This window comes from Pseudomonas sp. FW305-7 (assembly GCF_058786735.1).
This window is the reverse complement of record NZ_JBYSZA010000016.1, coordinates 98,671-116,827: the sequence shown is the minus strand read 5'-3', so window position 1 is coordinate 116,827 and position 18,157 is coordinate 98,671. Positions and strand designations below refer to the sequence as shown.

21 protein-coding genes and 1 tRNA gene are annotated in these 18,157 nt (G+C 57.9%); 16 read left to right on the top strand and 6 right to left on the bottom strand.

Going from position 1 to position 18,157, the window contains the following annotated elements; translation table 11 throughout:
- Positions 1–369: 369 nt before the first annotated feature.
- The 5 genes from AC3WMT_RS19215 to AC3WMT_RS19195 form a co-directional block, all read right to left on the bottom strand.
- On the bottom strand, positions 370–675 hold the full coding sequence (locus AC3WMT_RS19215; protein WP_103304530.1) for a hypothetical protein: 306 nt from the start codon (positions 673–675) through the stop codon (positions 370–372).
- The gene (locus tag AC3WMT_RS19210) at positions 672–905 is read right to left on the bottom strand and encodes a helix-turn-helix transcriptional regulator (RefSeq protein ID WP_228734210.1); all 234 of its coding nucleotides are present in this window, start codon (positions 903–905) and stop codon (positions 672–674) included. Before AC3WMT_RS19210 ends, AC3WMT_RS19215 begins: the two co-directional genes overlap by 4 nt.
- A 116-nt stretch (positions 906–1,021) precedes the next feature.
- Complete coding sequence (locus AC3WMT_RS19205) at positions 1,022–1,273, bottom strand: helix-turn-helix domain-containing protein (RefSeq protein ID WP_103304531.1); 252 nt, start codon at positions 1,271–1,273, stop codon at positions 1,022–1,024.
- A gap of 565 nt (positions 1,274–1,838) precedes the next feature.
- Positions 1,839–3,080 (bottom strand): tyrosine-type recombinase/integrase, encoded by a 1,242-nt coding sequence (locus tag AC3WMT_RS19200; protein ID WP_103304532.1) that lies wholly within the window; start codon positions 3,078–3,080, stop codon positions 1,839–1,841.
- A gap of 164 nt (positions 3,081–3,244) precedes the next feature.
- Positions 3,245–3,329: transfer RNA gene (locus AC3WMT_RS19195), tRNA-Leu, on the bottom strand.
- A gap of 107 nt (positions 3,330–3,436) precedes the next feature.
- On the opposite strand from AC3WMT_RS19195, the gene queA reads away from it, so the two are divergent.
- From queA to AC3WMT_RS19165, 6 genes are all read left to right on the top strand, one after another.
- Positions 3,437–4,501, top strand: a complete 1,065-nt coding sequence (gene queA / locus AC3WMT_RS19190; RefSeq protein ID WP_103304533.1) for a tRNA preQ1(34) S-adenosylmethionine ribosyltransferase-isomerase QueA — start codon at positions 3,437–3,439, stop codon at positions 4,499–4,501.
- Positions 4,502–4,515: 14 nt separating this feature from the next.
- On the top strand, positions 4,516–5,631 hold the full coding sequence (tgt, locus tag AC3WMT_RS19185) for a tRNA guanosine(34) transglycosylase Tgt (protein WP_161794909.1): 1,116 nt from the start codon (positions 4,516–4,518) through the stop codon (positions 5,629–5,631).
- 43 nt (positions 5,632–5,674) lie between these two features.
- Positions 5,675–6,013, top strand: coding sequence for a preprotein translocase subunit YajC (yajC, locus tag AC3WMT_RS19180; RefSeq protein ID WP_003227923.1), 339 nt, complete (start codon positions 5,675–5,677; stop codon positions 6,011–6,013).
- A gap of 64 nt (positions 6,014–6,077) precedes the next feature.
- Positions 6,078–7,946, top strand: coding sequence for a protein translocase subunit SecD (gene secD, locus AC3WMT_RS19175; RefSeq protein ID WP_103304534.1), 1,869 nt, complete (start codon positions 6,078–6,080; stop codon positions 7,944–7,946).
- A 9-nt stretch (positions 7,947–7,955) separates the two neighbouring features.
- Positions 7,956–8,870 (top strand): protein translocase subunit SecF, encoded by a 915-nt coding sequence (secF, locus tag AC3WMT_RS19170; protein ID WP_103304535.1) that lies wholly within the window; start codon positions 7,956–7,958, stop codon positions 8,868–8,870.
- Between the two features lie 121 nt (positions 8,871–8,991).
- Positions 8,992–9,540, top strand: a complete 549-nt coding sequence (locus tag AC3WMT_RS19165) for a glycine zipper 2TM domain-containing protein (RefSeq protein ID WP_053123539.1) — start codon at positions 8,992–8,994, stop codon at positions 9,538–9,540.
- 187 nt (positions 9,541–9,727) lie between these two features.
- On the opposite strand, the gene suhB is transcribed toward AC3WMT_RS19165, so the two are convergent.
- Complete coding sequence (gene suhB / locus AC3WMT_RS19160) at positions 9,728–10,546, bottom strand: type III secretion system regulator SuhB (RefSeq protein ID WP_016773320.1); 819 nt, start codon at positions 10,544–10,546, stop codon at positions 9,728–9,730.
- Positions 10,547–10,691: 145 nt separating this feature from the next.
- On the opposite strand from suhB, the gene trmJ reads away from it, so the two are divergent.
- The 10 genes from trmJ to iscX all read left to right on the top strand — a co-directional run bounded on the left by trmJ (position 10,692) and on the right by iscX (position 18,077).
- Positions 10,692–11,462: a tRNA (cytosine(32)/uridine(32)-2'-O)-methyltransferase TrmJ gene (trmJ, locus tag AC3WMT_RS19155; protein ID WP_064589075.1), complete on the top strand. Its 771-nt coding sequence runs from the start codon at positions 10,692–10,694 to the stop codon at positions 11,460–11,462.
- A 3-nt stretch (positions 11,463–11,465) separates the two neighbouring features.
- The gene (gene cysE, locus AC3WMT_RS19150; protein ID WP_025109222.1) at positions 11,466–12,242 is read left to right on the top strand and encodes a serine O-acetyltransferase; all 777 of its coding nucleotides are present in this window, start codon (positions 11,466–11,468) and stop codon (positions 12,240–12,242) included.
- Positions 12,243–12,480: 238 nt separating this feature from the next.
- Positions 12,481–12,972 carry a Fe-S cluster assembly transcriptional regulator IscR gene (iscR, locus tag AC3WMT_RS19145; protein WP_003227911.1) on the top strand — a complete coding sequence of 164 codons (492 nt, stop codon included), beginning with the start codon at positions 12,481–12,483 and terminating at the stop codon, positions 12,970–12,972.
- Between the two features lie 47 nt (positions 12,973–13,019).
- Positions 13,020–14,234, top strand: coding sequence for an IscS subfamily cysteine desulfurase (locus AC3WMT_RS19140; protein WP_103304536.1), 1,215 nt, complete (start codon positions 13,020–13,022; stop codon positions 14,232–14,234).
- A gap of 101 nt (positions 14,235–14,335) precedes the next feature.
- Positions 14,336–14,722 carry a Fe-S cluster assembly scaffold IscU gene (iscU, locus tag AC3WMT_RS19135; protein ID WP_003227907.1) on the top strand — a complete coding sequence of 129 codons (387 nt, stop codon included), beginning with the start codon at positions 14,336–14,338 and terminating at the stop codon, positions 14,720–14,722.
- Positions 14,723–14,750: 28 nt separating this feature from the next.
- The gene (gene iscA, locus AC3WMT_RS19130; RefSeq protein ID WP_003227904.1) at positions 14,751–15,074 is read left to right on the top strand and encodes an iron-sulfur cluster assembly protein IscA; all 324 of its coding nucleotides are present in this window, start codon (positions 14,751–14,753) and stop codon (positions 15,072–15,074) included.
- An 8-nt stretch (positions 15,075–15,082) separates the two neighbouring features.
- Positions 15,083–15,604, top strand: coding sequence for a co-chaperone HscB (hscB, locus tag AC3WMT_RS19125; RefSeq protein ID WP_008084660.1), 522 nt, complete (start codon positions 15,083–15,085; stop codon positions 15,602–15,604).
- Between the two features lie 51 nt (positions 15,605–15,655).
- A complete protein-coding gene (hscA, locus tag AC3WMT_RS19120; RefSeq protein WP_103304537.1) occupies positions 15,656–17,521 on the top strand; it encodes a Fe-S protein assembly chaperone HscA in 1,866 nt (621 codons plus the stop codon).
- Positions 17,521–17,862: an ISC system 2Fe-2S type ferredoxin gene (gene fdx, locus AC3WMT_RS19115; protein WP_103304538.1), complete on the top strand. Its 342-nt coding sequence runs from the start codon at positions 17,521–17,523 to the stop codon at positions 17,860–17,862. Before hscA ends, fdx begins: the two co-directional genes overlap by 1 nt.
- 14 nt (positions 17,863–17,876) lie before the next feature.
- The gene (iscX, locus tag AC3WMT_RS19110; protein WP_077574428.1) at positions 17,877–18,077 is read left to right on the top strand and encodes a Fe-S cluster assembly protein IscX; all 201 of its coding nucleotides are present in this window, start codon (positions 17,877–17,879) and stop codon (positions 18,075–18,077) included.
- Positions 18,078–18,157: the final 80 nt, after the last annotated feature.

Here is an 18,157-nt window from a genome sequence, read left to right as displayed (position 1 = left end):
AGCTCCCGAATCAGAGGAGCCACCACAGCCTGCCGCCAAGCAGGAATGGGTGGCGAATTGCGCAAGATTGGCGGACCGGTGATTCAGGAACCCGGCGCACCCGAAGGTGCTCCTGCGCAACTCGCCATAACGCGTAATCGCGGGCACAAAAAAAGCGCCTGCAATTGAGTATATGGCGCTGTTGCGCCTGAAATCGTTCGACCCGCCAAGGTCGGTCGCTGAATTTGCAGCGACGGCCAGAGAGTAACGTCCGTTTTTCGAAAGTGCAACTGCGCTGGTGGCTTGCGGTTTGTTCTGGTGCTGCATAAATTGTTCGGGCATGTAGATTGACCTCAACGCCTCCGGATCGCCCCCGGGGGCGTTTTCGTTTCAGGCGTGAGCTTCCCAGCGCAGGGAGAGCAGGGGCAGGAAGTCGCCGTCGATCAATGATCTGGCGTCTTCGTAGGCGTCGATCTGCTGGCCTTCATCGACGACCACAAATCCAAATTTTTCGCAGTGGAGAGCGAGAATGCACCAGGTGCCGTCGGCCCATCTGAGGATGCTGACTACACGCCCCTTTTTTTCTTCTCGGCTGCGAAAGCGTTCAAACCGCTGCATGGTTTTGGTTGAAAAACCGATTTGGCGCAACACTGAAAACGGATGCATCAGCGCTTTGCTGGCTATCTTGAATTTCATGCGGCCACCTCGTTACGGGCCGCGATGCGTGCACGATTCCAATTCAAAACCTCGGCTAAAACCCATGCCACCGGCGCGCCGCGTGCGTTGCTATTGGTGAGTTTCACTGCCTGTGGGAATCCGCTTTCGGACTGGTTCATAAGTTTGTAAACGGTTGCGCGGCCGATGCCTGTGAGGGCCATGACTTGGTTGATACGAATCAACGTGGCAGCGGGGTCATACCGGCACAGATCCCAATCAGAAGCGTTGACTTGTGATTGCGGCGCGTTGGCGCTTTCACGTCGGTCAGTTATCGACGTGGCGGATGCAGAGAGTTCTTTAATTTTCTTGACTGGGCTGGAAGCGGTCACTCGGTTTGTCCTCCCGCCGGGGTAGCGGTGGAGCAAACCCGACTTTCAAGCCAGGCCGCGACGTCCCCGGAGCGATAGCGCACCCGTGATCCGGTTTTGACGTAGGGGAGTGAATGAGTACGTGAGCTGCGCCATGCAGCGAGCGTTCGGCTGGACAAGCCTAGAGCGTTCGCTACCTGATCAGTAGTGAGAAGCTCTGTAGCAGGCTGGAGAGTTGTAAATGGGGTTGCGGCGTCGTGGATAGTCATAGCGGGTTACCTGTCGTAGTTCTTACAGGCCCCAGCTATGTAAACTAATAATTGATTTTTGAAAGCTTTATTTTTCGTCCACTTCGAAGCAGTGTTCCGTTTAGTAGCCGGTAAAGTGAGCACGTTCGCGACAAAGTTTTCATTTTTTGCCGGGCCGTCCCACCATGTCCCACTGGTTTTCCATACAGTGGAAAAAATGAAAAGCAAAACGCGTTTTTCACAATTCTTTACACAAACGGTACTTTATTACCGAGTTTTTGACTCTCTCTCTCTGCAGTTTCTCAATTTCCGAAATTCAGCCCCGCGCCCCATGCTTTCTGTCGTTTCCAGCGAAAGACATTCAAGTCCCAGCCACATGTGGCCATCAGTGAAGTGGTGCTATCAGGCGTTACACGCTTAGTCATCGTTACACCGGGTGTACGCGATCCCGATCAAACGTGTAACCACCGGAAGACCCAAGAAATTCAGGCGTTTGGTCGAGGTCGTTACACGAGTTACACGAGTTACACGAGTTACACGAGTTACACGCGTTACATGGATTTTTGAAGGGGTTGAGGGTGTGCGCTCAGACCGCCTCGCCGAAATGTCCGTGAATGACATTTCCTGCTGCCAACTGATCTAGGTAATCCGCGTACCACTGCATCATCTTTACCCGATGCTCGAAGTATTGAGCTTTATTGTAAATTCCTGAAACTCCCTCTTCCTTATGAGCGAGTTGAGCTTCGACGTGCTCCTTTGGCCAGCCGTGCTCCCTGAGCAGTGTGCTAGCAGTATGGCGTGTGCCGTGACCCACAAGCCTCCCTTTGTAGCCGACCGTTGCGAACACTTTGTTGATAGTGTTTTCACTAATTGTTGGATTCTTCGCGCCCACTCCGGGGAATAACCATCGACTGCGCCCAGTGAGGCAGTGAAGCTCTTTCAAAGCTGATATCGCTTGCTTAGGTAATGGACATACGAAATCCCTGCGCATTTTCATTTTCGCGGCAGGTGTTGTCCAAATAGCTTTGTGAAGGTCGAACTCTTTCCATTCGGCTAAGCGAACCATACCCGGCCTAGAGGCGGTCCAAAGGCAGAGCCACGCCGCAGTTCGAGCCGTCAGCCTGCTTGGCGTGTTCTTGAGAGCGATTAAAAAGTCGCCTAGCTCATGCTCCAGTAGATGAGGGTGCTGCTGAGTTTTCGGTGCTTGGGCGGCAATGTCTCGAAGACGGCTTCCGGGATCGTTCTCAGTCAGGCCTAGGCCAATGGCTCTACCAAAAATCTGATTGATCCAGGTGCGGCATTTTTCCGCAACGTTGTGAGCGTCTCTTGCTTCGATAGATGCTTGAAGTTCTGCGCAATGGGTACGAGTAATTTCGTCCAGTGGCTTGTCGCCGAGCGCAGGAAGAATATCTTTATCGAGATATGTACGTATTTTGTTGAGGGTGGAGGGCGCTAGCCCCTTCTCCTCCTTAGCCTTGAGCCAAGCATCGGCAGCTGCTCGAAAAGTGCGTGTCTTGGCTAAATCAATCGCAGCCTTAGCAGAGCGTTTCTGTTCAAGGGGATCTGCGCCACTGCTCACTACTTTACGTAAATCAGCAGCTTTGTCTCGTGCCAGCGCTCCACTTACTTCAGGGTAACCCCCGAGCCCCATCCATGCCCAGTTGCCCGCCGGTCGTTTGTATCGAAGTTGCCAGGACTTACCGCCATCAGGTTTTACCCTGAAGTAGAGGCCGTTTCCGTCCAGCTCGCGGTATTCCTTTGATTCCGGCTCCAGTCCCGCGAGTGTCGTGTCAGCGAGAGGGCGGCGCTTGATGTCTGCGCGCTTCATCCTTGTATCCCAAAGTTAGGTGATTTTCTCAGGATACAAGGAGGGATACAGGGATACAACGGATAGGGGGAGACAGGGGTAAACAGTTAGGCACAAAAAAACCGGCCAAGTGGCCGGTTTCTTTAGGTCTGAGAGACTGGTAGAGACTCTCAGATACAGCTATGTGGTGCCCCGAGGGAGACTCGAACTCCCACTCCTTTCGAAAACGGATTTTGAATCCGCCGCGTCTACCAATTCCGCCATCAGGGCTCAATGGCGGCGAAGTATAGAGATGAGATTACCGTCGGTCAATCAGGTACATAGAGAATTTTCGATATTTCCGCTAGACTTTCCGGCCCTGCTAGACGAACCCCATCATGCGCGTTGCTGACTTTACTTTCGAGCTCCCTGATTCGCTGATCGCCCGCCACCCTTTGGCCGAGCGTCGCGGTAGTCGCCTGCTGACCCTTGATGGGCCGAGCGGCGCCCTCGCACACCGTCAATTCACTGACTTGCTTGAGCATTTGCGCCCGGGCGATTTGATGGTGTTCAACAATACCCGGGTGATTCCGGCGCGGCTGTTCGGGCAGAAAGCGTCCGGCGGCAAGCTGGAGATCCTCATCGAGCGGGTTCTTGATTCGCATCGCGTGCTGGCGCATGTGCGCTCCAGCAAGTCGCCGAAGCCGGGTTCGAAGATTCTCATCGACGGTGGTGGCGAAGCCGAGATGCTCGCGCGTCACGATGCGCTGTTCGAGCTGGGGTTCGCTGAAGAAGTGCTGCCGCTGCTTGATCGCGTCGGGCACATGCCGTTGCCTCCTTATATAGATCGCCCGGATGAAGGCTCGGATCGCGAGCGTTATCAGACCGTTTATGCCGAGCGTCTGGGCGCGGTGGCGGCGCCGACCGCGGGGCTGCATTTCGATCAGTCGTTGATGGAGTCGATTGCTGCCAAAGGCGTCGAGACCGCATTCGTGACGTTGCACGTGGGCGCGGGTACGTTCCAGCCAGTGCGCGTCGAGAAGATCGAAGATCACCACATGCACAGCGAATGGCTGGAAGTCGGTCAGGACGTGGTCGATGCGGTCGCCGCGTGCCGTGCGCGCGGCGGTCGAGTGATTGCGGTCGGCACCACCAGCGTGCGTTCTCTGGAAAGTGCCGCGCGCGATGGCGTGCTCAAGCCGTTCAGTGGCGACACCGACATCTTTATCTACCCGGGCCGGCCGTTCCATGTGGTCGACGCTCTGGTGACCAATTTCCATTTGCCCGAATCCACGCTGTTGATGCTGGTTTCGGCGTTTGCCGGTTATCCCGAAACCATGGCCGCCTATAAAGCCGCTGTCGAAAACGGATACCGCTTTTTCAGCTACGGTGATGCGATGTTCATCACTCGTAATCCTGCACCTACTGCCCCTAAACAAACCGGCCCAGAGGAAACAGAATGAGTCGCGAATGTCGCATGTCCTTTGAGCTCCTGGCCACTGATGGCAAGGCCCGTCGTGGTCGTCTGACCTTCCCGCGTGGCACCGTCGAGACCCCGGCCTTCATGCCGGTCGGTACTTATGGCACGGTCAAGGGCATGTTGCCGCGTGACATCGTCGCCACCGGCGCGGAAATCATTTTGGGCAACACCTTCCACCTGTGGCTGCGCCCTGGCACCGAGGTCATCAAGGAACACGGCGACCTGCACGATTTCATGCAGTGGAAGGGTCCGATCCTGACCGACTCCGGCGGTTTCCAGGTGTTCAGCCTCGGCGCGATGCGCAAGATCAAGGAGGAGGGCGTGACCTTCGCCTCTCCGGTCGACGGCTCGAAAGTGTTCATGGGGCCGGAAGAATCGATGCAGGTTCAGCGCGATCTGGGCTCCGACATCGTGATGATCTTCGACGAATGCACGCCGTACCCGGCTGACGAAGACGTCGCTCGCGTATCGATGGAGCTGTCGCTGCGTTGGGCTCAGCGTTCGAAAAATGCCCACGGTGACAACACTGCGGCGCTGTTCGGCATCGTTCAGGGTGGCATGCACCAGGATCTGCGCATGCGCTCGCTGGAAGGCCTCGACAAAATCGGCTTCGACGGCCTGGCCATCGGCGGTCTGTCGGTGGGCGAACCCAAGCACGAGATGATCAAGGTGCTGGATTATCTGCCGGGCATGATGCCAGCTGACAAACCTCGTTACCTTATGGGCGTTGGCAAACCGGAAGATCTGGTTGAGGGTGTGCGCCGCGGTGTGGACATGTTCGATTGCGTGATGCCAACCCGTAATGCCCGCAACGGGCATCTGTTCATTGATACCGGCGTGCTGAAGATCCGTAACGCGTTCCATCGCCATGATGATTCGCCGCTCGATCCGACCTGCGATTGCTATACCTGCCAGAACTTCTCCCGCGCTTATCTGCATCACCTGGACAAGTGCGGCGAAATGCTGGGAAGCATGCTCAATACCATCCATAACTTGCGCCATTATCAGGTGCTCATGGCTGGTTTGCGCGAGGCTATTCAACAGGGTACATTGGCCGCCTTTGTCGATGCCTTCTACGCCAAACGCGGGCTCCCCGTTCCGCCTTTGGACTGAGTTTTCTGACCCCAAGATTCAACATTTGCAACTGGAGTGCTAAATGAGCTTTTTTATCTCTAACGCCATGGCCGACGCGGCTGCACCGGCTGCTGCTGGCCCAATGGGCGGCGGTTTCGAGTGGATTTTCCTGGTCGGCTTCCTGGTCATCTTCTACTTGATGATCTGGCGTCCACAGGCCAAGCGCGCCAAAGAGCAGAAGAACCTGCTGAGCAGCCTTGCGAAGGGCGACGAAGTGGTCACCACCGGCGGCATCGCCGGCAAGATCACCAAAGTGGCCGATGACTTCGTGGTTCTGGAAGTTTCCGACACCGTGGAAATGAAGTTCCAGAAAGGCGCCATCGCCGCCACGCTGCCAAAAGGCACGCTGAAAGCGATCTAAAGGTAACAACTTCTACTCAATCGACGGGGCGCGCAAGGCGCCCCGCGTCATAACGGGCGGCGTGATGCTGAACAAATATCCTCTGTGGAAATACATTCTGATCCTGGCGGTGCTGGCGGTCGGTCTGATTTATTCCGCTCCCAATCTATACCCCGATGACCCGGCCATTCAGGTCAGCGGTGCAAGCACTGCGCTGCAAGTCAATCAGGCTGATCTGGATCGTGTGAGCACTGCGCTCAAGGAGTCCGGGATCAACGTCAAGGCAGCCACTCTGGCGGCCAACGGCAAGGGCGGTCTGATCCGTCTGACCAAGGCTGAAGACCAGCTGCCGGCCAAAGACGTTGTGCGCAAGGCGTTGGGTGATGACTACGTCGTCGCGCTGAACCTGGCACAAACCACCCCGCAATGGCTGCGCAATCTCGGCGCGCACCCGATGAAGCTGGGTCTGGACTTGTCCGGTGGTGTGCACTTCCTGCTCGAAGTGGACATGGACAAAGCCCTCGATGCACGCCTGAAAGTCTACGAAGGCGACGTCAAGAGCCTGCTGCGCAAAGAGAAGCTGCGCTATCGCAGCCTGCCGCAACTGGGCGGTGCCATTCAGTTGGGCTTCAGCGATGCTGACTCCCGCGAACAGGCCCGTGCGCTGATCCGCAAGAACTTCAACGATTTCGACATTGTTCCGGCCGACCTCAACGGTCAACCGGTGCTGCGTCTGGCGATGACCCCGGCCAAGCTGGCGGAAATCCGTGAATACTCCATCAAGCAGAACTTGACCACGGTACGTAACCGCGTCAACGAGCTGGGTGTTGCCGAACCGATCGTTCAGCGTCAGGGCGCCAACCGCATCGTGGTTGAGCTGCCGGGCGTGCAGGACACTGCCGAAGCCAAGCGTATTCTCGGCAAGACGGCCAACCTTGAGTTCCGTCTGGCGGCAGAGCCGGGCGCTTCGAAAGCCACTTCCGAAACCTTCGAGTTCCGTGAAGGCAAGCGTCCTCCTGCGCAGATCGAGCGTGGCCTGATCATCACCGGTGACCAGGTGACCGACGCCAAGGCCGGTTTCGGCGAGCACGGCACGCCTGAAGTGAACATCCGTCTGGATGGCCACGGTGGTGAGCTGATGAGCCGCGCAACCCGTTCCAACGTTGGTCGCAGCATGGCGGTGATCTTCATCGAGCAGCGTCCGATCACCACTTACACCAAGCAAGTGGTTGATGGCGTCGAGAAAGACGTTGCTGTTCAGACGTTCAAAGAAGAGAAGAAGATCATCAGTCTGGCGACCATTCAGTCGCCACTGGGTGCTCAGTTCCGCATCACTGGCCTGAACGGCCAGGGCGAATCGTCCGAACTGGCACTGCTGCTGCGTGCCGGTGGTCTGGCGGCGCCGATGTACTTCGCTGAAGAGCGCACAATCGGCCCGAGCCTGGGTGCTGACAACATCACCAAAGGTATCGATGCGTCGCTGTGGGGCATGCTGTTCGTGTCGTTGTTCATCATCGCCATCTACCGCTTCTTCGGCGTTATCGCCACCGTCGCACTGGCGGTGAACATGGTGCTGCTGCTGGCCTTGATGTCGCTGCTGGGTGCAACACTGACCCTGCCGGGTATCGCCGGTATCGTGCTGACCATGGGTATGGCGGTCGACGCCAACGTGCTGATCTTCTCGCGGATTCGTGAAGAGATCGCCGCCGGCATGACCATCCAGCGTGCAATCAACGAAGGCTTCGGCCGGGCATTCACTGCGATTCTCGACGCCAACCTGACTACCTTGTTGGTCGGCGGCATTCTCTTTGCGATGGGCACAGGCCCGGTCAAAGGTTTCGCAGTGACCATGTCCCTCGGGATCTTTACCTCGATGTTCACGGCCATCATGGTGACCCGCGCAATGGTCAACCTGATCTTTGGCGGACGTGACTTCAAGAAGTTGTGGATTTAAGGGGCTGCCATGTTACGTACAATCAACTTCATGGGCGTTCGCAACTTTGCGTTCGGCGTCACAGTGTTTCTTACGGTGCTGGCTATTTTCAGCGTCTTCCACAAGGGCATGAACTGGGGTCTGGACTTCACCGGCGGTACGCTCATCGAGCTGACCTACGAGCGTCCGGCTGACGTCACCAAGGTGCGCGAGCAACTGACCACTTCCGGTTATCACGAAGCCATCGTGCAGAACTTCGGTGCAACCACCGATTTGCTGGTGCGTATGCCGGGTGAAGACCCGCAACTGGGTCATCAGGTCGCGGAAGCGCTGCAGAAGGTCGGCGGCGACAACCCGGCGACCGTCAAACGTGTCGAGTTCGTCGGTCCGCAGGTCGGTGAAGAGCTGCGCGATCAGGGCGGCCTCGGCATGCTTCTGGCGCTCGGCGGTATCCTGATCTACCTGGCTTTCCGCTTTCAGTGGAAATTCGCGGTCGGCGCCATTGTTTCGTTGATCCACGACGTGATCGTGACCATCGGTATCCTGTCGTACTTCCAGATCACTTTCGATCTGACCGTACTGGCGGCGGTGTTGGCGATCATCGGTTATTCGCTGAACGATACCATCGTGGTATTCGACCGGGTTCGTGAGAACTTCCGTGTGCTGCGCAAGGCAACGTTGATCGAGAACATCAACATCTCGACCACCCAGACCCTGCTGCGCACCATGGCGACGTCGATCTCCACCTTGCTGGCGATCGCGGCACTGCTGTTCTTTGGTGGCGACAATCTGTTCGGTTTCTCGATCGCATTGTTCATCGGTGTTCTGGCGGGTACCTACTCGTCGATCTACATCGCCAACGTGGTGCTGATCTGGTTGAACCTGACCACTGAGGATCTGATTCCTCCGGCCAACACCGAGAAGGAAGTCGACGACCGTCCATAAACGGCCATCGTTTTCCCGGCAGTCAGGTGAAAAAGGCGCGAGTTGAACTCGCGCCTTTTTTTATGCTCCAAGGCTGGGAGAAGCGCGGGCGCGTCCCGCATGTGATGGTCAGGAGGTTCATGTGAACAAGTCGTTGCTGGTTGGTGCGGTATTGGGTGCTGTCGGTGTGACTGCCGGGGGTGCTGTTGCCACCTACAGCCTGGTTAAAAGCGGCCCTGAGTATGCGCAAGTGTTGGCCGTCGAACCGGTCAAGACACAGATAAAGACTCCACGTGAAGTGTGCAAGGACGTGACAGTGACTCGTCAGGCACCGGTAAAAGATCAGCATCAGATCGCTGGTACGGTGGTCGGTGCACTGGCAGGTGGTTTGCTGGGTAATCAGATTGGCGGCGGCACCGGCAAGAAGATTGCCACGGTGGCTGGCGCGGTCGGTGGCGGCTATGCCGGTAACAAGGTTCAAGAAGGCATGCAGAACCGCGATACCTACACCACCACGCAAACCCGCTGCAACACGGTCAATGACATCAGCGACAAGGTCGTCGGTTACGACGTGCGTTACTCGCTCGATGGCAAGGAAGGCAAAGTGCGGATGGATCGCGATCCGGGCAACCAGATTCCGGTCGACAAGGAAGGCAAGCTGATTTTGTCGCAGAATGAGCCGGGTCAGTAAAGACCGACTGTTTTAACAAGAAGCACCCTGCGGGGTGCTTTTTTGTGCCCGGAATTTCTGGCTAAACCCGGATCTCTTGTGGGAGCGAGCAGGCTCGCTCCAGCATGAAGATTTTGGTGATCTGAAGATCGAATTCCAGGCATAAAAAAAGCACCCCGTAGGGTGCTTTTTTTGTTTCGCGGGAAGCTTAGCGCTTCAGCGAAGCCGGCAGGTGCGGCTGGATCGCCGTCAGGACTGCCTTGAAGCATTTGGTGTTGCCGGCAACGATGTGGCCTTTTTCCAGGAAGTCGTGACCGCCAGTGAAGTCGCTCACCAGACCGCCGGCTTCTTGAATCAGCAGGGCGCCTGCAGCCATGTCCCACTCGGACAGGCCCGATTCCCAGAATGCGTCGAAACGACCGGCAGCCACGTAGGCCAGGTCCAGGCTCGCCGAACCGGCGCGGCGGATGCCGGCAGTCTGGCCAACCAGGGCGCGGAACATGCCCAGGTAGTTGTCGAGGTTGTCCATCTGGTCGTCACGGAACGGGAAGCCAGTACCCAGCAGAGCGCCGTCGAGGCTGGTGCGACCGCTGACGCGCAGACGACGACCGTTCAGTTGAGCGCCGCGACCACGGCTGGCGGTGAATTCTTCCTGGCGAACCGGGTCCAGAACCACTGCGTGCTCCAGGCGACCACGGTATTTACAGGCAATGCTGACAGCGAAGTGAGGAATGCCGCGCAGGAAGTTGGTGGTGCCGTCCAGCGGATCGATGATCCACAGGTACTCTTCGCCTTCGATGCCGGTGCCGGCGTGCAGGCCGGTTTCTTCACCCTGGATCGAGTGATTCGGGTAAGCCTTGCGCAGGGCATCGATGATTTTCTGTTCAGCGGCGCGATCGACCTCGGATACGTAATCCTTGGCGTCTTTTTCGTCGACCTTGATGGTATCCAGGCGCTCGATGGAGCGGAAGATCAGTTCACTGGCGCTGCGGGCGGCGCGCAGCGCGATATTCAGCATGGGCTGCATGGATGTGTCACCTAAGGTTGTTAAAGAAAGCCGCGCATTCTATCAGAACTTTTCTTCAGGTGAAGGACGCTGTTCGCTTTCATAGCTTAACGGTAGGCTGTTCTGTAAGATTTGCACCCCTTTCCTGTGTCCGAGAGCGCCTCCCTTGCTGCAGAACATTCGTGTCGTCCTGGTCAATACCAGCCACCCCGGCAACATCGGCGGGGCCGCGCGCGCCATGAAAAACATGGGTCTGTCGCGGCTGGTGCTGGTCGAACCGCGGTTGTTTCCGCATCACGAAGCCGATGCTCGCGCTTCCGGTGCCGGTGACATCCTTGAAAACGCGCAAGTCGTCGCCACCCTGGAAGATGCCTTGGTCGGCTGCAATCTGGTGCTCGGCACCAGCGCCCGCGACCGCCGCATTCCGTGGCCGCTGCTGGATCCGCGTGAATGCGGCAGCAAAGTGGTCGAGGAAGCCGGGCAGGGCGCGGAAATCGCTTTGGTGTTCGGTCGTGAAGATTCCGGCCTGACCAATGACGAGCTGCAGCGATGTCACTTTCACGTGCACATCCCCTCTGATCCTGGGTTCAGTTCACTGAATCTTGGGGCAGCGGTGCAGGTGTTGAGCTATGAAGTGCGCATGGCCTGGCTGGCCGCACAAGGTCAGCCGACCAAGATCGAGAAAGAAGAAGTGGCCTCGGTGAAAAGTGCCGAGCTGGCGACCATGGATGAGCTGGAGCGTTTCTATGAGCATCTGGAGCAAACGCTGGTTGCCATCGAATTCCTCGATCCGGAAAAGCCGCGGCACTTGATGGCGCGCCTGCGCCGGTTATACGGACGCAGCTCGGTCAGCCGGGCGGAAATGAACATTTTGCGTGGCATCCTCACGGAAACCCAAAAAGCGGCCCGTGGCGAGCTTCTGAAGCGGAAGGACTAAATGATGTTTGAGCGTTTGCGTGAAGATATCCAAAGCGTATTCCATCGAGACCCGGCGGCGCGTAACGCTTTTGAAGTCCTGACCTGCTATCCCGGCATGCATGCGATCTGGATTCATCGGCTCGCGGGCATGCTGTGGCGCAACGAGCTGAAATGGCTGGCGCGGCTGGTGTCGAATTTCGGTCGCTGGTTGACCGGGATCGAGATTCATCCGGGGGCGAAAGTCGGTCGACGCTTCTTTATTGACCACGGCATGGGCATTGTCATTGGCGAAACCGCCGAAATTGGCGATGACGTGACTATTTATCAAGGTGTGACTCTTGGGGGTACCAGCTGGAATAAAGGCAAGCGCCATCCGACGCTGGGTGATGGCGTTGTCGTCGGTGCTGGCGCCAAGGTGCTGGGGCCATTCACTGTCGGTGCCGGTGCCAAGGTCGGTTCCAATGCGGTGGTGACCAAGGAAGTACCGCCGGGCGCCACGGTTGTGGGGATTCCCGGTCGAATCATCGTCAAATCCGATGAAGAGCAGGATGCCAAGCGCAAGGCCATGGCAGAGAAAATCGGTTTTGATGCCTACGGTGTCAGCGAGGACATGCCTGACCCGGTAGCGCGCGCGATTGGCCAGTTGCTCGATCACCTGCAAGCGGTCGACGGGCGCCTGGAGGGGATGTGCGGTGCGCTGAAGGATCTGGGCAGCAATTACTGTGCGAAAGATCTGCCTGAGCTGCGAGAAGAAGACTTCGCCTGCGTAAAAGGCAAGGATCAAAGCCAGGCCAGTTAAACCGCGCCGATTTCTTCGCGGGCAGGCTCCCTCCCACATTGGAATGAGTTCTCCTGTGGGAGCGAGCCTGCTCGCGTAGAGCGATAACTCGCAATCACTGGCTGTACGCCGCCAGCCTTTGCTATGATGCGCGCGCTCTTTTGCGGGTAAACCCGACTAAAGCACTAGGTCTTATAGTTGACTTAAATGCTCGGGAATTGCATACTCCCGCCCATTCCGAACTCCGTGGTAACTGTCCATGCGACTGACTACAAAAGGCCGATACGCCGTGACCGCCATGCTTGACCTGGCGTTGCACGCGCAGCACGGGCCCGTGTCCCTGGCCGATATCTCCGAGCGCCAAGGCATCTCCCTGTCCTATCTCGAACAGCTTTTCGCCAAGCTGCGCCGCAGTAACCTGGTTTCCAGTGTTCGCGGCCCCGGTGGTGGTTACCAGCTGTCTCGCGACATGCAGGGCATCCAGGTGGCGCAAGTGATCGATGCGGTCAACGAATCGGTCGATGCGACCAAGTGCCAGGGCCAGGGCGATTGCCATTCCGGCGACACCTGCCTGACCCATCATCTGTGGTGCGACTTGAGCCTGCAGATTCACGAATTTCTAAGTGGTATCAGCTTGGCTGATCTTGTGACTCGCCGTGAGGTGCAAGAAGTAGCCCAGCGTCAGGACCAGCGCCGTTGCAACAGCAAGGCGCCACGCCTGGACAAGATTGAAGCGTCCGCCGTCGAATGACAGCCAAAGAGCTAGCGGCACGCCAGCCCTGATTTAGGAGATAGTCCATGAAATTGCCGATTTACCTTGATTACTCTGCGACCACCCCGGTCGATCCGCGCGTTGCGCAAAAAATGAGCGAATGCCTGCTGGTCGACGGAAACTTCGGTAACCCGGCGTCCCGTTCCCACGTGTTCGGCTGGAAAGCTGAAGAGTCCGTCGAAAACGCCCGTCGTCAGGTGGCCGATCTGGTCAATGCCGATCCGCGCGAAATCGTCTGGACCTCCGGTGCCACCGAGTCCGACAACCTGGCAATCAAGGGTGCGGCACATTTCTACGCCTCCAAGGGCAAACACCTGATCACCACCAAGATTGAGCACAAGGCTGTCCTCGACACCATGCGCCAACTGGAGCGTGAAGGTTTCGAAGTGACCTACCTCGAGCCTCAGACTGACGGTCTGATCACCCCGGCAATGATCGAAGCTGCACTGCGCGAAGACACCATCCTGGTGTCGGTCATGCATGTGAACAACGAAATCGGCACCGTCAACGACATCGCCGCCATCGGCGAACTGCTGCGTTCGAAAGGCATCCTGTTCCACGTCGACGCCGCTCAGTCCACTGGCAAGGTCGAGATCGACCTGCAGAAGCTGAAAGTCGACATGATGTCCTTCTCTGCTCACAAAACCTACGGCCCTAAAGGCATCGGCGCGCTGTACGTCAGCCGCAAGCCGCGTGTGCGCATCGAAGCGACCATGCACGGCGGCGGTCACGAGCGTGGCATGCGTTCCGGCACCCTGGCGACTCACCAGATCGTCGGCATGGGTGAAGCATTCCGTGTAGCCAAGGAAGACATGGCTGCCGAAAACGTCCGCATCAAAGCCTTGAGCGACCGTTTCTACAAGCAGGTCGAGCATCTGGAAGAGCTGTACGTCAACGGCAGCCTGACCGCCCGCGTTCCGCACAACCTGAACCTGAGCTTCAACTACGTTGAAGGCGAGTCGCTGATCATGGCGCTCAAGGATCTGGCGGTATCGTCCGGTTCGGCCTGCACCTCGGCGTCGCTGGAGCCTTCGTACGTACTGCGTGCCCTGGGCCGCAACGACGAACTGGCACACAGCTCGATCCGCTTCACCTTCGGCCGCTTCACCACCGAAGAAGAAATCGATTACGCCGCGCAGAAAGTTTGCGAGGCCGTTACCAAGCTGCGCGCTCTGTCGCCGCTGTGGGACATGTACAAAGACGGCGTCGATATCTCGAAGATCGAGTGGGCGGCACACTAAATATAGAAGCCGCCAGGTACAGATCCTGTAGCGACGCGGCGACTGACGCAGCGCAGTTGCAGGGTCTCAAGAGCGGCCCTGATGAGTGAGGATTGAGAATCATGGCTTACAGCGAAAAGGTCATCGACCACTACGAAAACCCGCGCAACGTCGGCAAGATGAACGCGGAAGATCCTGATGTCGGCACCGGCATGGTTGGCGCACCAGCGTGCGGCGACGTGATGCGTCTGCAGATCAAGGTCAACGATCAGGGCGTTATCGAAGACGCCAAGTTCAAGACCTACGGCTGCGGTTCCGCCATCGCCTCCAGCTCCCTCGCCACCGAGTGGATGAAGGGCAAGACTCTGGATGAAGCGGAAACCATCAAGAACACTCAGCTGGCCGAAGAACTGGCCTTGCCGCCAGTGAAAATTCACTGCTCGGTACTCGCTGAAGACGCTATCAAGGCGGCTGTTCGCGATTACAAGCAGAAGAAAGGCTTGATCTAAGCATTGGGCGACGAGTAAGGAGTCAACGATGGCTATCAGCATGACAGAAGCGGCTGCTCGACACGTGCGGCGCTCCCTCGACGGGCGCGGCAAAGGTGAAGGGATTCGTCTGGGTGTTCGCACCACAGGCTGTTCCGGCCTTGCCTACGTGCTGGAGTTTGTCGACGAGGTGGTTGCAGAGGATCAGGTGTTCGAGAGTCACGGCGAAAAAGTGATCATCGACCCGAAAAGCCTCGCCTACCTGGACGGCACCGAGCTCGATTTCGTCAAGGAAGGGTTGAACGAAGGCTTCAAGTTCAACAATCCCAACGTTCGCGGTGAATGTGGCTGCGGCGAAAGCTTCAACATCTGAGGCTTGTCGTGGGTATTCCTTGTCATTTCGCTTTATTCGAGCTGCAACCGAGCTTCCGTCTGGATCTCGAGCAGTTGGCAACGCGCTATCGTGAGTTGGCGCGCGGCGTTCATCCTGATCGCTTTGCCGACGCTTCCGAGCGTGAGCAGCGTTCGGCACTCGAGCAGTCTGCGCGCCTCAACGACGCTTATCAGACGCTCAAGAGCCCGGCCCAGCGTGCACGCTACCTGCTGACCATCAGCGGGCATGAAGTGCCGATGGAAGTCACGGTCCATGACCCCGAGTTTCTTCTGCAGCAGATGCAATGGCGCGAAGAGCTCGAAGACCTCCAGGACAGCGCCGACCTCGACGGTGTCGCGGTATTCAAGCGTCGCTTGAAAGTGGCTCAGGAAGAACTCAACGAAAGCTTCGCGGCCTGTTGGGATGATGCAGCGCAACGTGAACAGGCCGAACGCCTGATGCGGCGCATGCAGTTCCTCGACAAGCTCACCTACGAAGTGCGCCAGTTAGAAGAGCGCCTCGACGATTAACCCAGTGCCGCTCCGGTCGCACGCCTGATATACAGATAAGTCCTGATCACGATGGCCCTACTGCAGATCGCCGAACCCGGCCAAAGTCCTCAACCGCACCAGCGTCGTCTGGCTGTGGGGATCGACTTGGGCACTACCAATTCGCTGGTCGCTGCGTTGCGCAGTGGTCTTTCCGAACCGCTGGCCGACGCAAACGGGCAGGTCATCCTGCCGTCCGCCGTGCGTTATCACGCCGACCGCGTCGAAGTCGGTAAATCGGCCAAGCTGGCTGCGTCCTCCGATCCTTTGAACACTGTGCTATCGGTCAAGCGCTTGATGGGTCGTGGTCTGTCCGACGTCAAGCAATTGGGCGAGCAACTGCCGTACCGCTTTGTTGGTGGCGAATCGCACATGCCGTTCATCGACACCGTGCAAGGCCCGAAAAGCCCGGTCGAAGTTTCCGCCGATATTCTCAAGGTGCTGCGTCAGCGCGCTGAGGCGACCTTGGGTGGCGAATTGGTTGGTGCGGTGATCACCGTTCCGGCGTACTTCGACGATGCTCAACGTCAGGCCACCAAAGATGCGGCCAAACTCGCCGGTCTCAATGTGTTGCGTCTGCTTAACGAGCCGACGGCGGCCGCTGTGGCTTACGGTCTGGATCAGCATGCCGAAGGGCTTGTTGCGATCTACGACCTGGGCGGCGGCACCTTCGATATTTCGATTCTGCGTCTGACTGGCGGTGTTTTCGAAGTGCTCGCAACCGGCGGCGATAGCGCGCTGGGAGGCGATGACTTCGATCACGCGATTGCCAGCTGGATCATCGAGCGCGCGGGCCTGTCCGCTGACCTCGATCCGGGCGCACAGCGTAATCTGCTGCAAACCGCCTGCGCGGCCAAAGAAGCACTGACCGATGGGGTCAGCGTTGAAGTGACCTACGGCGACTGGAAGGCGCAACTGACCCGCGAAGCCTTCGATGCGCTGATCGAGCCGATGGTCGCGCGCAGCCTGAAAGCCTGCCGCCGTGCCGTGCGTGATTCCGGTATCGAGCTGGAAGACGTGCACGCCGTAGTCATGGTCGGTGGTTCGACTCGCGTGCCGCGTGTTCGCGAAGCCGTTGCCGAAGCTTTCGGTCGTCAGCCTTTGACTGAAATCGATCCGGATCAAGTGGTGGCCATCGGTGCTGCGATCCAGGCCGATACGCTGGCTGGCAACAAGCGCGATGGCGGCGAGCTGCTGCTGCTCGACGTGATTCCGCTGTCCCTGGGGCTGGAAACCATGGGCGGTCTGATGGAGAAGGTGATCCCGCGCAACACCACAATCCCCGTCGCTCGCGCACAAGATTTCACGACTTATAAAGATGGCCAGTCGGCCATGGCGATCCACGTACTGCAGGGTGAGCGCGAGCTGATCAGTGACTGCCGTTCGCTGGCGCGCTTCGAATTGCGTGGCATTCCAGCAATGGTGGCTGGCGCGGCGAAGATTCGCGTGACCTTCCAGGTCGATGCCGACGGTCTGCTCAGCGTTTCTGCCCGAGAACTGGGTTCGGGCGTTGAGGCGAGCATTCAGGTCAAGCCGTCCTACGGTCTGACCGACGGCGAAATCGCCAAGATGCTCAAAGATTCGTTCCAGCACGCCAATGACGACAAAGTCGCCCGCGTCCTGCGTGAGCAGCAAGTCGATGCCCAGCGCCTGATCGAAGCGGTGCAGGGCGCTCTGGAGGCGGATGGCGAGCGTTTGCTCGACGCCGAAGAGCGCATGGTCATCGACCTGCAAGTGCAGGAACTCACCGAACTGATGAAAGGTACCGATGGTTACGCCATCGAGCAGCAGACCAAGCGTCTGTCGCAAGTGACCGATGCTTTTGCTGCCCGCCGCATGGATCTGACGGTGAAAGCCGCTCTGTCGGGGCGCAATCTGAATGAAATCGAGGATATCTGATGCCGCAGGTCATTTTTCTGCCCCACGAGAAGTTCTGCCCTGAAGGCATGGTGGTCGAGGCTGCGCCCGGCACATCGATTCTCGAACTGGCCCACGAACACCACATCGAGATGGAAAGCGCCTGCGGCGGCGTCTGCGCTTGCACCACTTGCCACTGCCTCATCCGCGAGGGTTTCGACTCGATGGAAGAGGCTGACGAGCTGGAAGAAGACTTCCTCGATCGTGCCTGGGGTCTGGAAGCGCAATCGCGCCTGGCCTGTCAGGCTATCGTCGGTGAAGAAGACATCACCGTCGAAATTCCGAAATATTCGCTTAACCATGCGGCCGAAGCGCCGCACTGACTGGTAAGACTGTCATGAGCTACGGTTGGAATGATGTTCAACGTATTGCAGAAGAACTGGCCGAGGCCCATGCCGGCGTCGATCCGTATTCTGTAGGTTTTGTCCGTTTGCAGCAGATGATCCTGGATCTGCCTGACTTCGACAGCACTTCTGGCCGTGTCGGCGAGAAGGTGCTGGAAGCGGTTCAGGAGCTCTGGGCCAAAGAATTGGACTGATCGTCTCGCAGGTTAGGCAATACCCAAGAACCCGCGTATAATTCGCGGGTTTAATTTTTCGCAAATTACCGTTTCTGGAG

Bases quoted from the DNA above. Each gene is read 5' to 3' on its own strand.
- AC3WMT_RS19215 (WP_103304530.1), bottom strand. From the start codon at position 675: ATGAAATTCAAGATAGCCAGCAAAGCGCTGATGCATCCGTTTTCAGTG.
- AC3WMT_RS19205 (WP_103304531.1), bottom strand. From the start codon at position 1,273: ATGACTATCCACGACGCCGCAACCCCATTTACAACTCTCCAGCCTGCT.
- AC3WMT_RS19200 (WP_103304532.1), bottom strand. From the start codon at position 3,080: ATGAAGCGCGCAGACATCAAGCGCCGCCCTCTCGCTGACACGACACTC.
- queA (WP_103304533.1), top strand. From the start codon at position 3,437: ATGCGCGTTGCTGACTTTACTTTCGAGCTCCCTGATTCGCTGATCGCC.
- tgt (WP_161794909.1), top strand. From the start codon at position 4,516: ATGTCCTTTGAGCTCCTGGCCACTGATGGCAAGGCCCGTCGTGGTCGT.
- yajC (WP_003227923.1), top strand. From the start codon at position 5,675: ATGAGCTTTTTTATCTCTAACGCCATGGCCGACGCGGCTGCACCGGCT.
- secD (WP_103304534.1), top strand. From the start codon at position 6,078: ATGCTGAACAAATATCCTCTGTGGAAATACATTCTGATCCTGGCGGTG.
- secF (WP_103304535.1), top strand. From the start codon at position 7,956: ATGTTACGTACAATCAACTTCATGGGCGTTCGCAACTTTGCGTTCGGC.
- suhB (WP_016773320.1), bottom strand. From the start codon at position 10,546: ATGCAGCCCATGCTGAATATCGCGCTGCGCGCCGCCCGCAGCGCCAGT.
- cysE (WP_025109222.1), top strand. From the start codon at position 11,466: ATGTTTGAGCGTTTGCGTGAAGATATCCAAAGCGTATTCCATCGAGAC.
- iscR (WP_003227911.1), top strand. From the start codon at position 12,481: ATGCGACTGACTACAAAAGGCCGATACGCCGTGACCGCCATGCTTGAC.
- AC3WMT_RS19140 (WP_103304536.1), top strand. From the start codon at position 13,020: ATGAAATTGCCGATTTACCTTGATTACTCTGCGACCACCCCGGTCGAT.
- iscU (WP_003227907.1), top strand. From the start codon at position 14,336: ATGGCTTACAGCGAAAAGGTCATCGACCACTACGAAAACCCGCGCAAC.
- iscA (WP_003227904.1), top strand. From the start codon at position 14,751: ATGGCTATCAGCATGACAGAAGCGGCTGCTCGACACGTGCGGCGCTCC.
- hscA (WP_103304537.1), top strand. From the start codon at position 15,656: ATGGCCCTACTGCAGATCGCCGAACCCGGCCAAAGTCCTCAACCGCAC.
- fdx (WP_103304538.1), top strand. From the start codon at position 17,521: ATGCCGCAGGTCATTTTTCTGCCCCACGAGAAGTTCTGCCCTGAAGGC.
- iscX (WP_077574428.1), top strand. From the start codon at position 17,877: ATGAGCTACGGTTGGAATGATGTTCAACGTATTGCAGAAGAACTGGCC.